Source organism: Reichenbachiella sp., from assembly GCF_039969095.1.
In the GTDB taxonomy this organism is placed as follows: Bacteria; Bacteroidota; Bacteroidia; order Cytophagales; family Cyclobacteriaceae; genus Reichenbachiella.
Genome location: NZ_JBDVOL010000013.1, coordinates 131,268 through 145,942, shown reverse-complemented (window position 1 = coordinate 145,942; position 14,675 = coordinate 131,268). Strand labels below are relative to the sequence as shown.

Sequence of the window (14,675 nt, the reverse complement as noted above, 5' to 3'; positions counted from 1 at the left end):
AAAAATACACTAGAACACAAAATCCATAAAATATGAAATTTGATATTGATTCAGAGACTTATGAAGAAATTGCCAAGGTGATTCATAGCAGTGAAAGTCCTGTAGGCATAGATGCCAAAAAGACCCACATCCTGATATTGAACAAACTGCAAGAACTCTCCGATCGAATGGAGCGTATGGAGCAGTCCCTCAAGAAGGATTGACCTTCAGAGCGAAGGCCTTATCGGGTATTCAGACCGAGATTTTTCCACCACATATACATCCGGCTGGATATTTCGTCGTAGGGTTTGTTCCAGGCCCTCAGTAATGTCACCTACAGCATGCGCTTCGTACACGAAAGGTACAAATCACGCACGTTGTTAAACTTAGACCACAATTACTATTCCTGATTGGTAGGGACGTTGATGAAGCTCTGTGCTGACACGTGTTTGGATTGCGAACCACCATAAATACCTATGGATATGATGATGGCGGCTACGACGCCTATGATATATATGATCACCTTTTTCATGTTTGTTGTTTTTTGAATTTCATTCTAATGAGTTTTTGATTGGTGGGTTCATGCACCGACTCAGCGATGGGTTCAAATCCGTACCGGTCGTAAAAGGCTCGCCCAATTTTATTTTCTTTGAACACTTCTACTTCGAGTTCAGGATGGCTTTCGCTCACATGATCCATCAGTTGTTTGCCGAGGCCTTGTCCATGTTTATCCGGATGGACAAATATGGCGCCTACCTCATTGCCAATCATGCTAATAAAGCCTTCCAGCTCATCACCCGAAGAGACTACCCAAGTCACTGTATTGGGTAAATAGATTTCCCGTACTTTCTTTTTTTCATGCTCCATAAAGTCCGACTCCAAAAAGGGATGGGCAAGGGAGGAGGATTGAAACCATACGTTGACGATGGAATCAGTATCTGTTGTTTTATATGCTCTAATCATTGCTTTATATTTTGTGTTTTTGTGAATGGAATAGACTTTTCGATGCATCCATTCATTGATTACGAAAGCAAAAATGCAGACCCTATGAGCCCCAATCGACTCATGCGATGATATGAGACATCATTTTTCTAATGCCTGTAAAAGGTGTTTGGAAGTGTAAAAGCGTAGATTGTGTATTAACCCTTTGTTGCTTTTTCTTTAGAAGCGGAGAACTGAGACTTGTATTCTTTTGGCGTGAGGCCAGTGAGTTGCTTGAATATCCTATTCATGGAGGCCTTTGAATTGAAACCGCTATCAAAGCCTAATCCAAGAATGGTGAAGTTTTGTTTTTTAGGGTCAGTCAGCAGTTTTTTGAAATGTTCCACGCGGTATTGATTCACATAATCATAAAAGGTGATTCCAGCTTTGCTATTCAGCGTTTGAGAAATTTTGTGTGTAGTGACTTCTAGCTTTTCGGCGAGATGGTGCACCTTCAACTCAGCATTGAGATGGAGCGATTCATCTTCGAACAACCGATTGATTTGAGTTTGTAATTGGTTCAGATCCTCATCGCTGAGTGTGGAGGATTGATACTTTTGACCTGGTTTATCTGATTTCAGAACCACAGACCTGTTTACCGGATCATAATCAAAAAACTCAGCCACGGCATACTGCCGGATACCGTGATAGCTCAGGTAGACCATGAGGATCACAAACCAAACATTAAAAATCGGTCGGATATCTTCGATGCTTGTGGCTATTTCCAGACTCAAAGCACCCCAGGCGATAAATGCTGTGAACTTAAGGATAAGATAAATCCAAATGAAGTTTTTGAGCCACAGGAGATTAACTTGTGCGATGTCAGAGTAGTTGTTTTTAAGGGTATGATCATAGGCCTTGGTTTTTGATAAAAGCCAAAACAATGCACCGACATTGAAGACGTCATGTGCGAGTAAAAATATTTTATAGGGAACAGGCGGCGTGTTATAGATCTCGTTCAGGTCGACCAGCGTATAATCCGATAGGCAGAAATCTGTCAATAGGAAAATGTTCCAAATGACTGCATACAGACCAAACCACCACCATTCTTTTCTCAGCTGATGGCCTTCATCTAATAACAAAGCGGCATAAGTCAGGAAGGAAGCAAAGAGGTAAGGCGTGAGTAAGCTTCGAATAATCAGATTGGTATGAGTCAGGCCCTGCCGAATCCAAAGATCGATCACAAAATAGGAGGCAAGCAAACCAATCACCGCAATCAGCCAATAGTCGTTGGTATTTTTACCTTTCTTCGTAATTACGAACAAAAGCATAATGCACAACACACTGGCTCCTACGATGTTCACTACAATCATAAGCACAATTATATAGTACTTCATGCAGAATGCCTGGTTGTAGCGTATGCCCGACGACTCTGCACTGTTCAACTTTTATTGATTGGCTTCGCCAATGCAGTGAGGTGGGAGACCCAAAACAAAAGCCACAGCTCGTTGTACTCGCTGGATCTTTATGCATTCCCAATGGCGCGTTTAGCCATTTTCGGTGTAACGCGTGACACCCATTTGGCGTTTACTCAACTCTTTTGTAAGATCAAAAAGGGTAGAAGTTACGTTCCTACTCAAATCAAAGATTTGGCTATCTTGTAGCCGAAACTTAAACCCAATCAAGCGCCACAAATAATGCAGCGGCGCAAGGCATAATTAAAACGAATCAATGAAAATTACCGACGCTGAGTTTGAACATTTGTTTAAAGAGCACCAGCCTAAATTGAAATCATTCATCTATCGGTTGGTGACTAACACAGAAGATGTGGAGGATTTAAGTCAGGAAATTTTTATCAGGGCCTATAAAAACATTCATTCTTTTCAAGAAAAATCTTCCTTCAAAACTTGGCTGTTTGCCATCGCTAGTAATCTGATCAAAGACCATTTTAAAGCCCAAAAAAGATGGACGAGAAATGCGCAAGACAACTGTAGTCAATCCATCAAAAATGAGCCAGAATTGCAGCAAGAAGTCATGGAGGTGTATTTTAAGGATGACTTTGAAATTAAGAATCACATTGATTATTGTTTTACCTGTGTCATGAAATATCTACCACTGGAGCGGCACATTGCCATCATGATGGCAGATATCTATGATTTTAAGGTGAATGAAATTGCAGAGGTATTAAACAAAACCATGGGCAGCGTCAAACATATGCTCTTCACCTCACGAAAAACCATGAAACAGGTGTTTGATGAAGATTGCACCTTGATTCATAAAACAGGCGCATGCTGGAAATGTTCTGAACTCAGCAATACCGGAAATTCTAAAGCCGAAACCCAAAGAAAAATCACAGCACTAGAATTGGTAAAAGCAAAAGAACAAGCCAACGCCACCAAGCTATACCAGATGAGAACTGCCTTGATCAAAGGCATTGACCCTTTGCAAAGCAGCAACTTTCAACTCCACGATTTCTTATTGAATCAAACCGATCGTGCCAACGGAAAAACCTACCCGAAAGTAGAGAAGGAGTGTAAAGATTTATAAAATTTCATTTTTCACAACCGTTTTTGATTGTACTGAAGTCTAAAGGATAAATAGTACAAACTTAAAAACGTGAAAAATGAAAAAATTTATGGTATTCATTTACCCTCAAGGGGAATCAATTTTCAACCTTCCAGAAGAATCACAACAAAAGCACATGCAGAAAGTAGGGGCTTATTTGGGTGAGTTAAAAGAAAATGGGCTTTTGCTGGATGCACAACCCTTACAGCCCTTCGGGACTATTCTTTCTGGTAACAAAGCCACACTAACTGTAGAGGCGATTGATCAAGCAAACATTGCTGGGTTTTATACACTTCAAGCAAATGATCTAGAGACACTGATTGCGACTTTAAAAAATGATCCTCGTTTCGAGGATGCCAGCTGGCAATTGGAGATCAGAGAGATATTGGAAATGATGTAGCACCCACAAAGAATTAAATAAGATGAATTTTAAAAAGACAATTATAGTACGAGCAACTAAAGAGCAGGCGTATGAAGCGGTGACTAGTGGCATCAGAAACTGGTGGGGCAATAGCCATGCGACCATCTCAAAAATAGGCGACCAGTTTTCTATCTTTTTTGAAGAAGAAACGGAGTGGCGTTTTGAAGCGACCGTTTTAGATCCATTCAATGAAGTGCATTGGAAATGTATCTATGCCAACCACCATTTTTCTAATCTCAAAGACATTGAAGAAGAATGGTTGGATAGCGAAATAGTGTTCAAGTTTAAAGATTTGAATGAGGATAAGATTGAATTGAATTTTGAGCACCAAGGGCTTACGCCAGAGTTGAACTGCTACGAAATATGCGATGCAGGATGGACTCATTTTATCGCTACAAGTCTAAAGCAGTTTTTAGAAACAGGAAAAGGAGTGCCTAATTTGGTAGAATAAAACGTTACCGAATACTAGATAAATAGTAGCGGTTTGGGATTGATTCCAAACCGCTTTTCCTTAAATCGATCTCTCCAGTTCGGTCCCATATCCAACTACGACTGGAACTTGGTTTAGCATTTGAAGTGTGTGTCCAGACCTACCCTGTCACTCTATCTGCTTACCTCTTTTGAATACATATTTAATGTTTTTGGTATGGCTGATGTCTTCCAAAGGATTGTTATTCAAAACGACCAGATTGGCTAGTTTGCCTTTTTCTATGGTGCCGATGTTTTTTTCTTCTCCTAGTCCTTCTGCATTCACAATGGTAGCGGCCCTCAACGCGTCAATGTTTGTTAGGCCAACCGTAGTCAATAATTCCAGTTCTTTGTGAAGGTTGATGGTGCCATCTTCAGAGATCATGTGGTCCGAGCCAGCGCCAATTTTTACACTGTATTGGTAGGCGGTTTTTACCGTTTTCATTCCAACCAGGTATTTTGTCGAATCAATTTCCTCACCCTCTCCGGCGTCATCTAATCCAAAGGTGTAGATGAATAAAGTAGCATCTAAAATGCTATTGTTTTTATTCATCGCAGTGAATAATTGTTTCACCTCTTTGGTGTTTTCATCCCAGGCAATATCATTTAGTTTTTTCCGATAAGCTTGGAGTTCTTCTTGGCTTTCGAAGGAATGCCTCCCTCTGATATCTCCTTTTACAAATTCGTATTGGACGAGGTGTCCGGCATGTGACATCACATCAGCCCCACCGTTGGTAATGTCCATGGCTTTCGTAGGCGGTACGACCCCATGTGACCACACTTTTAAGCCTTGTCTTTTGGCTTCATCCGATACCTGTTTAAACAAGTCTTTGTCTACGTTTAGATATACTTTTATGGCCGTTGCACCCATTCCTTTGGCTTCAGCCACTACTTGTCTCAAATCTGATTCAGACGTAATGGCCCGCAGCCAGGATACTTCCCCTGCTTTGGCCCCTTTGGCCACTTCTTGCGGTCTTGGATCTTGTTCAAAAAACTCTGGCCCCGCGATGATAGTAGAAAAGAAGACGTCTGGCCCCACATCCTCTCCAATCTTCATGTTTTTCTGCAAAAGAGTGAGCATTCTGCCATCACCTCCCATGTCTCTTACGCCGGTAATCCCTTGCTGCACCGCAGTTTGCAAATGCGCTTGGGCTTCCTTTAATGTGCCATGGGTGATGTGAACGTGAGCGTCTATTAAACCAGGAATGATAAACTTTCCCTCAAGGTCATAAGTGATAGCTCCTTTGGGAAGGGTTAGTGAATGGCTGTAGTCGATAGCCGCTATTTTGTCTTCCTGGATAAGGAGGGTGCCCTTTTTTCCAAAATCAGAAATTGCATCAATGATGGTTGCATTTTTTAAAACAATATAACTGGACGTAGAGTCGGTTTGACCAACAGCTGAAAAGCTAAGGACGGAAATCAGAAGTAAATGAAGAATAAAGGTTTTCATGAGGAATGCATTTAGTTTTTTTGAGATTTTACTGCGAAGTAGCCCAGCATGGCACCTAGTACAATATTCCAGAGGGATAAAAGCCCGATGCGCAAGTGCGGCGGAAGTATGAATACCGTCGTCATCGCAGGGATCCAAAACCAGACCAGCGACCACCAGGCTTTTTGAAGACTCGCCCAGTCCATCTCTTTGCCTTCTATCTTGTTGTCCGTAAATCGGTGAAAAGTAACGAAGACAGGGCCGTAGATGATATTGGCAAAAAAAGAGACCGAAAGCGCGTAGAGGAAAGAACCTTTGGCCAAGTTGAACCACCATCCTTTCAGGATTATGACATCCATATAAGCGAAGAATCCTGTGAAGGCATATTTGAAAGTAATGCCAAGAAATGCCCAAATCAGCGCTTTCAAAATGAGTTTCCATGGCCCAGGACCGAAGAAATACCACTTTTTCATTCGAATACGCACAGCAAGGAGTTCGCCCAATGTGCCAAGTATGCCGATCTGTACGGCACTGGACAGCAAGGGGTAGTTTTTCACAAAATCTAAATAGGCTTCTATCATGATTGTCTTTTTAGGTGATACATGGCAACCGTAGTTTTAAAAAATAATCTCTTGGTTAAGTTTTATTCATACAATAATGGGCTGCTGCTAAGTCTTCGATGGCCACGCCCACTGATTTGAAAACAGTGCGTTTCGATGCTTTTATTAAAGACTTGTCTTTCAATAACTCATGAATGTCTGCTTGGATCAGTGTCTCTACCGCCAAATCTTCTTCTGTGGCTGGAATGATCAAATCACCCGCTTCTTGCGTAGCGGCGAGATAATTATCTACAAATACATCCGCTTGCAAAACGACTTCTGAGGCAAGCTCTCTGGCATCCGGTGTACAAGCACCTACGGCATTGATGTGCACCCTTTCTTTCAAGGATTGGTCTTGCAAAATGGGCTGGCGGGCAGCAGTGACAGTGCAGATAATATCTGCGGCTGCTGTGGCGTCTTCAACGCTTTCATAAACTGTAAATTTAATGTTCTTGTATTTCGAGCTGACTTTATCGCAGAAAGCCGCAGCGCGGGATTCGTTTTGACTCCAGATCGTCACGTTTTGAATCGCTCTTACTTCACAGATAGCTTCCAGGTGCATTTCCGCTTGCTTTCCGCTACCTAGCAGGCATAAGTTGGTGGCATTTTCTGTGGCTAATAAATCGGTCATCAGTGCACTGACGGCCGCTGTTCTGATAGCCGTGATCATATCCGCATCGAAGCTAGCCAGCAACTTCCCAGTTTTTGTTTCAAAAAGATGCAAGATGCCTTGATGCGAGCTTAGACCTTGCTTATAGTTTTCTGGAAACACACTCAACACTTTGATGCCCATGATTTGATAGGTGCGGATGTAGGCCGGCATCATGCCTAATATGCCTACGGGCTGCTCTGGTAATATCATTTTGGATCGTAAGGGGTTGATCAATCCTTCTTTGTCCATAGCAAACAATTCTTTCATAGCCGCTATGCACCCGTTCATGGAGAGCAGCTGAGCGATTTGTTCCGATGAATAAAAATCAGTCATACTAGGGTCTTACGTTGGCTATGATTTGCTTCAGTACTTTCTTAAAGATCAGTAATTCGTCTTTTTCAATCCCTTTTTCGGCATCGTGGGTGATGTCCGATGCTGCGGTTAGTGCTTCGTTTTCAATGTTTTTCCCATTTTCCGTAAGGAAGATGAGTTTGTCTCTTTTGTCTGAGCCATGTTTTTGCTTGACGACGAGCCCCTTTTTGATTAACCCATCTATTTGCCGAGTGATGGTACTCTTTTCTTTGCTCGCTCGTTTGGCCAGCTCTTGTTGGTTGATGCCATCTTCATTCCACAAGTAGAATAATATGCGCCATTGCTCCACGGTAATGTTTAGGCTTGGCCGTGTGAGCGCGGTCTCTAATCGACTGGCTAAAAGGCGCGAGGTTACACTGACCAACCGAGACGATGAATTGTATTGTTCTTGTTTGATAGTTTAAGGATTTATTAGTTGTAATATACAACTAATAAATGACTTGGGAATTAATCTTAATGGGCTGTAAATGCAAAAAGTCCCGTACATCGTACGAGGCTTTAGTCTTGCAGAGAAGGAGGGATCGATAGGACCGACCCTCGGCCCCCGGTGCCTTGTGGCACATTGCGCCAAATTTTGATCATAAAAAAAGCCTCACACTTTCGTGTAAGGCCTTTGCAGAGAAGGAGGGATCGATGGGACCGACCCTCGGCCCCCAGTGCCTTGCGGCACATTGTGCCAAATTTTGATCATAAAAAAAGCCTCACACTTTCGTGTAAGGCCTTTGCAGAGAAGGAGGGATTCGAACCCCCGGTACCTTGCGGCACGCTGGTTTTCAAGACCAGTGCATTCGACCACTCTGCCACTTCTCTAGGTCGTTATGTGATTTTCTCACTTTTGAGAAAATTGTATCCATCGATTGATTTAAAAAATATCTCTCGACGATAAGCTTCAGACTTAGATTCAAACACCTCTTGATAGTGTAGAACCCATGGCCTTTTTGCTTTTGTTGATCTAACCCTTCCAGCATTATGCCTTCTAAGTCGCAAATCAATATTTTTGGTATGACCGTAATAATAACTACCGTCAATTTCACTTTTCAATATATAGGTAAAGAACATTTTTCTTTCCTTTATTCGAACCCCCAGTATCTTGTTGCATGGCAATCCCCTTGGGGCGGCACGCTGGTTTTTCCCGAAGGGATCACTACGTGGCAAGACCAGTGCATTCGACCACTCTGCCACTTCTCTAGGTCGTTTTTATTTCCATTCCTTTGAATGGGAGTGCAAATGTAGAATAATAATTTTTTTTGACAAGGGTGGACTGAAAAATATTTTCAATCAGTCAAAAATAGATGTAGTTGTCTCGATTTTGTCGGATACTACTGCACGATCCACACTGGCATTGTATTCAAATCCTACGAGCAATATAAGTGATAGCAGATACAGCCATACCATCAAAGCAATGAGCATTCCGAGTGAGCCGTAGAACTTGTTGTAGTTAGAAAAATTGTTAATGTAAAATGAAAAAGCATACGAAGTAGCGACACAAGCTACTGCCGAGAATACAGCACCTGTAGAAAAGAAAGTCCATCGATCATGTATCGCTGGTGCAAAATAATAGATCATGGATATAGCAATGAAAAAGGCAATGATAATGACGCAGTATTTTAATGCCGTAAGTAGGTAGATGATGTAATCCTGTGTGATTAAACCCTCAGCCGATAGGTAATTCAATACCAATTTTCCTATCACCATTAGGATAATGGAAAAGAAGAGGACAGAAGATAAGACTAGCGTCAGGCCTGTGGCTATGATTCTGGTTCTGAAAAATCCTCTCTTGTCATTTGTTTTGTAAATGCTGTTGAATGTAGCCATGAGACTATGCATGCCATTCGTGGCTAGAATTAGCGCCAGAAGCGCACCAAAAGAAAGCAATCCTTGTCGTTTGTTGCTGATAATGTCGTGGATGGTACCATCGGCAGCTTCATACATAGCTTCTGGCATCACCGTCCCCAAAAAATTCATGATACTTTCTGTATCAATATGGGGAATGACAGAATGGATATATGGAATCAGTGTAAAAATGAAAATGATGGAAGGAAAAATAGCAAGTGTAAAACTAAAAGCTACACCATTAGCCTTATTGATCAAACCATGCTTGCTGGTATTCTCAAAAAACAAATCCAGCGTATTGTAAAGTGTGGTTTGCCTTTTGTTTAGTTTGATTGACTTAAGCCTCCTTATGAGATTAAGGTACCATTGGTAATACAACAAATGTTTATGAAGGTTTTTTCTTTTCATGCGAAATAGGGCTTCAAAAACTTAACTAGTTGTTCTGGAACTCTACAAGGCCTGTTACTTGCCATATTAATAAAAACTAATGTAGTCTCTCCAGTATTAATGAGCTGATTTTGCTCATTAAATATTTCATATTCAAAAATGATCTTTGCCTTCGGGAAGGTAGGAATTTTTACTTTTATAGTTAACAATTCATCATACTTACCAGGAAGCAAGTAGTTGGTGTTCATGTTGATGACAGGCATCATGATGCCGCTTTTTTCCATTTCGTTGTAAGAAAACCCAAGTTGACGAAGGGTCTCTACTCTGCCAATTTCGTAATACATGGCGTAGTTGCCATAGTACACATATTTCATTTGATCAGTCTCTGAGTATCTAACTCTGGTTTTGGTTTGGGCTTCAAACATTTAGATTTTTGAAATTAACATGCAATGGATTCTGAAATATATTGTATTTTTCTTATACAAAGATGTACAATTTGATAGTAAATATTTTGATAAGACCTTGGCTTTTCACGCTATTCTTTTTTGGACTTTATGGTGCCACTCAGGCTTCAAAATTATCTATAAAGTATAAACGACCAAATTCAGACCGGTATCTTGAAATTTTTCGTGCCTTAAAATCCAATCATAACTCCATCTATGGTGAATCTACTGACTATTTGAAAAGTGTATATCGTTGGCCAGACAAGATTGAGGTCATGGTGACGACTTGTGATGCATTAAACTCTAGTTATACTCCAGACGCCAAGCAAATTGTCATTTGTTATGAATCTCTGTATCAGAAAATAAATGACTATCCAGAAAACACGAACTCTGATGAAGCTTATGAACGTCGTGTATTTCAAAATGTCATGTTCACCTTTTGGCATGAGATAGGGCATGCACTCATGGATCAGTATGGGATGTGTGAGGGTAGAAATGTCAAAAGCTTGGAGATGCTTGCTGATGAGTTCGCGATTTTGTCAATGCTTTGGAGAGAAGAGGATTACTGGAAAGGCATTGTCATGATTAGTGCTTTGCATTACAAGAGTAAATCGGAGCGCATGCAGGGCAAAAATTATGAATCCCATCCTTCAGATGAATTGAGATATCAAAAAATGATTGTTTTGCTTTATGGTTTTGCCCAAAAATCTTATGCTAAGTTAAAAACTGAAGTCGATCAATTGGTGTGGTTAGACCAGTCAGCGCACGAATATTATTTGGGAAGAAGTGCCTTTTGGGAAGAAAATCTTCGGAATCACACGCGGTCGGATTTTTTTAATTATTGACTGTCAGCTATTTAAAAACATAGATAGCCTGCTCCTAAATCCTTTGTTTTTCTATTTTTGTTGGAAACAACATACCCTATGAACCTGGAATTCAACAAAAACGAAGACGCATACAAGCAGTTAATCTCTGAACTCAAGCATAAACTTAAAAAAGTAAAGCTTGGAGGAGGAGAAAAGAAAATAGAAGCACAGCATGCTAAAGGAAAACTGACGGCTAGAGAGCGAATTGATTATTTGATCGATGACCCAAAGGATTTTGTTGAAGTAGGAGCTTTTGTAGGAGAAGGCATGTATGCCGAACAAGGTGGCTGTCCTTCGGGAGGTGTGGTCATGGGCATCGGTCACGTGCAAGGCAGGCAGTGTGTAGTCGTAGCTAACGACGCCACTGTGAAAGCTGGTGCTTGGTTTCCAATCACAGCTAAGAAAAACCTACGCGCACAAGAAATTGCAATGGAAAACCGATTGCCGATCATCTATTTGGTGGATAGTGCTGGGGTTTATTTACCGATGCAAAACGAAATTTTCCCAGATAAAGAGCATTTTGGCCGTCAGTTTAGAAACAACGCCAAGATGTCCTCTATGGGAATCGTACAAGTAGCTGCCATCATGGGAAGTTGTGTGGCTGGAGGTGCTTATCTGCCCATCATGTCAGACGAAGCCATGATCGTAGATAAAACAGGTTCGATCTTTTTGGCTGGAAGTTATTTGGTGAAGGCGGCTATTGGTGAAACCATTGATAATGAAACGTTAGGAGGGGCGACTACTCATTGTGAAATTTCAGGTGTCACAGATAACAAATACGACAGTGACCAGGAGTGCTTAGATGCCATTAAGAAAATATTTGACAAAATTGGAGATTTCGATAAAGCAGGATTCAACCGTGAAGCGCCCAAAAAACCTAAGCTGGATGAAAAAGAGATCTATGGTTTGCTGCCAGTAGATCGCGTGAAGCCTTATGAAATGCGCGAGATCATCAAACGCATGACGGATGATTCCGGATTTGATGAATATAAGGCCGATTATGGTCAATCTATTGTTTGTGGGTATGGGAGAATTGATGGCTGGGCAGTGGGTATTGTGGCCAATCAAAGAACCGTAGTGAAAACTAAAAAAGGTGAAATGCAGATGGGTGGAGTGATCTATTCAGATTCAGCAGATAAGTCAGCACGTTTCATCATGAATTGCAACCAGCGAAAAATACCATTGGTTTTTTTACATGATGTGAGTGGATTTATGGTAGGTAGCAAGTCTGAGCATGGTGGTATCATCAAAGACGGTGCTAAAATGGTGAATGCCATGGCTAATTCTGTTGTACCAAAATTCACCTTCATCCTTGGAAACTCTTACGGTGCAGGCAACTATGCCATGTGTGGTAAAGCTTACGACCCAAGATTAATTTATGCTTGGCCAACTTCGAAATTGGCTGTAATGAGTGGGGCTTCAGCCTCAAAGACCTTGTTGCAAATCAAGGTTTCGGCTATGAAGGCCAAAGGCCAGGAGGTCTCAGAAGAAGATCAGAAAAAATTCCTTGCAGAGATTACAGATAAATATAATGAAGAGCTGAGCCCATATTATGCAGCATCCAGACTTTGGGTGGATGGCGTAATCGATCCATTGGAGACTCGAAGAATTATATCTTCCGGTATAGAGGCAGCCAATCATGCGCCTATCGAAAAACCGTTTAACGTAGGTGTGATCCAGACCTAAAACAAATTATCTATTCAGGTCGGTATGAATTAAACGCCTTTTTTCGTATATTAATTTAACAACTTGTTATTTTGGTATTTCGGTTTCTGAATCAACAACATTGGAAAAAATAAACGAAAAAGAACTTAAGGCTTTGATCTCCTTATTGGAAGATGAAGATCATGAAATTCTTGTGCATGTAGAAGAAAAGCTCCTTTCATTCGGGACAGATGTCATCCCATTTTTGGAAAAGGAATGGATGAATAATAGCTTGATCCCACGGGTGCGGGAAAAAATTGAAGACATCATTCATGATCTTCAATATGACCTTTTAAGTGAAAAGCTGATCGCTTGGAAAGAGTCAGGAGCAGAGGATCTGCTGGAAGGCATGATGCTCGTGGCGAATTACCAATACCCTGATCTTAATCTGAAGTTTCTGACCAGAAAGTTTGAGCAGTATTATCACAATGCCTGGAGAGAATTTTCTGAAGACTTGTCTCCAATGGAGCAAATCAAAGTGCTCAATGATGTGTTTTTTAATAAAATGAAATTCAGACCGAACGCCAAGAATTTCCATTCACCGGCTAACGGTATGATCAATGTGGTTTTGGAATCCAAAAGGGGTAATCCACTGAGTTTGTGTGTGGTGTATTTGCTTTTGGCCCAGCGATTGAAAATGCCAATTTACGGCGTGAATCTACCCAATCTGTTTATTGTTACCTATAAAACAAAGGATACACAGTTCTATATCAATGTGTTCAACAACGGTATCATCTTTACCACAGATGACATCAATAACTACATCAATCAGCTGAAGTTGGAGAGAAACGAAATCTACTATCAGCCATGTAGCCATGTGGATATAGTGGCGCGAGCATTGAGAAATTTGATTTCTTCTTTTGAAAAATTAGGTGAGTATAAAAAAGCTGATGATATCAAAATGCTCCTTCAGTCAGTAGATGAGATGAGTTATTAACCATTTCTACAAAAAAAAGTCATGCTCATAATGAACATGACTTTATAATTCTTCTTCCAGAAGTTTATTGAATAGGGTAATAAACCTCTGTTCTCCATTGAGCGGTGTCTGTTTCCATCATTGGATCAGTAACGTAGATTTCATAACCATTACCACTTGGTTCTAATTCGTTGAATTCCATGTAGGCTTGCAATTGCTTGTGCGTGTCATCTAATAGATTGTAATCTCCCATATGCACACCTAATACTGCCTTTCCTCCAGTAGTTTGTCCGGCTACAATACTTTCGTCAGAGACTTCTCCAGTTTCAGCCACAGGAATAGCGATATCAGCTTCCCATCCGCTTTCACTATAGTCCACATACACAGACATCGGCTGACCAGCTCCCATAACACCGTTGGCATTGATGTAGCCTAACAACTGGCCATAGATTTCTCCCATTCTAGGGCCTATAGACTCAGGTTGGGTTACATCAAAAACCTCTCTTATGGCGAGATAATTGATAGGTTCTGCATCAACTTCACTGATTTCAATGGTGAATACTGGTTTAGACTCTACTCTGCTTTTTAGATTAGCTAGTCCTTCTTCATACGTAGGGCCCAACATAGATTCCATCATCAATCCCATCAATTTGTAAAGTGGATTGCTGCCCATGTCTCCTTCAAATGTCCAGGTAACTTGCGTGCCACCATCAGATTCCTCTAAAGTAAAATCTGCATAAGATGGTTCGTCAAAACCACCGAAATAGAGTTCAGTTCTAACTTTCTGATTTGGAATGGCCTCTACGACTTCTTGCGAGCCAGTTCCGACTTCGTCATGAGTGCTTTCCCATTCTTTTTTAGATCCAACGCCTGAATCAGGGCCAGAAAAAGTGTAAGTGGTGCCATCAGGGTCGATTTGATCCCAAGGAGACCATTTGTTTGTTTTTTTAAGATTAGCCACTTCTTCGTAGATGGAAGAAGGTTCTGCATTGATAACAGTAGATCTTTCCAAAGTTACATTACTCGGAATTACCAATCCAATTACAAGAATTAGTCCAACCAAAATGGCCAGAACTAATAAAACCTTTTTTAAAATATTCATTGTTTAGTGTGTTAGTTT

General features: G+C 41.0%; 18 protein-coding genes and 1 tRNA gene. 7 read left to right on the top strand and 12 right to left on the bottom strand.

The window, feature by feature from the left end:
- Positions 1-32: 32 nt before the first annotated feature.
- A complete protein-coding gene (locus tag ABJH98_RS13135; protein WP_348308150.1) occupies positions 33-203 on the top strand; it encodes a hypothetical protein in 171 nt (56 codons plus the stop codon).
- Positions 204-379: 176 nt separating this feature from the next.
- On the opposite strand, the gene ABJH98_RS13130 is transcribed toward ABJH98_RS13135, so the two are convergent.
- The 3 genes from ABJH98_RS13130 to ABJH98_RS13120 all read right to left on the bottom strand — a co-directional run bounded on the left by ABJH98_RS13130 (position 380) and on the right by ABJH98_RS13120 (position 2,297).
- On the bottom strand, positions 380-511 hold the full coding sequence (locus tag ABJH98_RS13130; protein WP_348308149.1) for a hypothetical protein: 132 nt from the start codon (positions 509-511) through the stop codon (positions 380-382).
- Positions 508-942, bottom strand: coding sequence for an N-acetyltransferase (locus ABJH98_RS13125; RefSeq protein ID WP_348308148.1), 435 nt, complete (start codon positions 940-942; stop codon positions 508-510). Before ABJH98_RS13125 ends, ABJH98_RS13130 begins: the two co-directional genes overlap by 4 nt.
- A 176-nt stretch (positions 943-1,118) precedes the next feature.
- A complete protein-coding gene (locus ABJH98_RS13120; RefSeq protein ID WP_348308147.1) occupies positions 1,119-2,297 on the bottom strand; it encodes a helix-turn-helix domain-containing protein in 1,179 nt (392 codons plus the stop codon).
- 334 nt (positions 2,298-2,631) lie between these two features.
- On the opposite strand from ABJH98_RS13120, the gene ABJH98_RS13115 reads away from it, so the two are divergent.
- From ABJH98_RS13115 to ABJH98_RS13105, 3 genes are all read left to right on the top strand, one after another.
- The gene (locus ABJH98_RS13115; protein ID WP_348308146.1) at positions 2,632-3,447 is read left to right on the top strand and encodes a sigma-70 family RNA polymerase sigma factor; all 816 of its coding nucleotides are present in this window, start codon (positions 2,632-2,634) and stop codon (positions 3,445-3,447) included.
- 76 nt (positions 3,448-3,523) lie between these two features.
- Positions 3,524-3,865, top strand: coding sequence for a YciI family protein (locus ABJH98_RS13110; protein ID WP_348308145.1), 342 nt, complete (start codon positions 3,524-3,526; stop codon positions 3,863-3,865).
- A 22-nt stretch (positions 3,866-3,887) separates the two neighbouring features.
- Positions 3,888-4,337, top strand: coding sequence for an SRPBCC domain-containing protein (locus tag ABJH98_RS13105; protein WP_348308144.1), 450 nt, complete (start codon positions 3,888-3,890; stop codon positions 4,335-4,337).
- Positions 4,338-4,484: 147 nt separating this feature from the next.
- Here ABJH98_RS13105 and ABJH98_RS13100 read toward each other — a convergent pair whose 3' ends face one another.
- From ABJH98_RS13100 to ABJH98_RS13065, 8 genes are all read right to left on the bottom strand, one after another.
- Positions 4,485-5,804, bottom strand: coding sequence for an amidohydrolase family protein (locus ABJH98_RS13100; protein WP_348308143.1), 1,320 nt, complete (start codon positions 5,802-5,804; stop codon positions 4,485-4,487).
- A gap of 11 nt (positions 5,805-5,815) precedes the next feature.
- Complete coding sequence (locus tag ABJH98_RS13095) at positions 5,816-6,364, bottom strand: hypothetical protein (protein WP_348308142.1); 549 nt, start codon at positions 6,362-6,364, stop codon at positions 5,816-5,818.
- A gap of 55 nt (positions 6,365-6,419) precedes the next feature.
- Positions 6,420-7,367, bottom strand: coding sequence for an ornithine cyclodeaminase family protein (locus tag ABJH98_RS13090; RefSeq protein WP_348308141.1), 948 nt, complete (start codon positions 7,365-7,367; stop codon positions 6,420-6,422).
- Between the two features lies 1 nt (position 7,368).
- Positions 7,369-7,695, bottom strand: a complete 327-nt coding sequence (locus ABJH98_RS13085) for a MarR family transcriptional regulator (protein WP_348308140.1) — start codon at positions 7,693-7,695, stop codon at positions 7,369-7,371.
- Between the two features lie 436 nt (positions 7,696-8,131).
- Positions 8,132-8,216 (bottom strand) — tRNA-Ser (locus tag ABJH98_RS13080).
- Positions 8,217-8,222: 6 nt separating this feature from the next.
- Positions 8,223-8,588: a GIY-YIG nuclease family protein gene (locus tag ABJH98_RS13075; RefSeq protein WP_348308139.1), complete on the bottom strand. Its 366-nt coding sequence runs from the start codon at positions 8,586-8,588 to the stop codon at positions 8,223-8,225.
- 96 nt (positions 8,589-8,684) lie between these two features.
- Positions 8,685-9,647 (bottom strand): YihY/virulence factor BrkB family protein, encoded by a 963-nt coding sequence (locus ABJH98_RS13070; protein ID WP_348308138.1) that lies wholly within the window; start codon positions 9,645-9,647, stop codon positions 8,685-8,687.
- Entirely contained in the window at positions 9,644-10,051 is a 408-nt protein-coding gene (locus ABJH98_RS13065; protein WP_348308137.1) for a thioesterase family protein, read from the bottom strand. Before ABJH98_RS13065 ends, ABJH98_RS13070 begins: the two co-directional genes overlap by 4 nt.
- 62 nt (positions 10,052-10,113) lie before the next feature.
- On the opposite strand from ABJH98_RS13065, the gene ABJH98_RS13060 reads away from it, so the two are divergent.
- From ABJH98_RS13060 to ABJH98_RS13050, 3 genes are all read left to right on the top strand, one after another.
- Entirely contained in the window at positions 10,114-10,914 is an 801-nt protein-coding gene (locus tag ABJH98_RS13060; RefSeq protein ID WP_348308136.1) for a DUF4344 domain-containing metallopeptidase, read from the top strand.
- A gap of 78 nt (positions 10,915-10,992) precedes the next feature.
- Positions 10,993-12,621: a carboxyl transferase domain-containing protein gene (locus ABJH98_RS13055; RefSeq protein WP_348308135.1), complete on the top strand. Its 1,629-nt coding sequence runs from the start codon at positions 10,993-10,995 to the stop codon at positions 12,619-12,621.
- Between the two features lie 100 nt (positions 12,622-12,721).
- A complete protein-coding gene (locus ABJH98_RS13050) occupies positions 12,722-13,576 on the top strand; it encodes a transglutaminase-like domain-containing protein (RefSeq protein ID WP_348308134.1) in 855 nt (284 codons plus the stop codon).
- Between the two features lie 64 nt (positions 13,577-13,640).
- Here the strand turns inward: ABJH98_RS13050 and ABJH98_RS13045 are convergent, their stop codons facing one another.
- Complete coding sequence (locus tag ABJH98_RS13045; protein ID WP_348308133.1) at positions 13,641-14,657, bottom strand: SRPBCC family protein; 1,017 nt, start codon at positions 14,655-14,657, stop codon at positions 13,641-13,643.
- Positions 14,658-14,675: the final 18 nt, after the last annotated feature.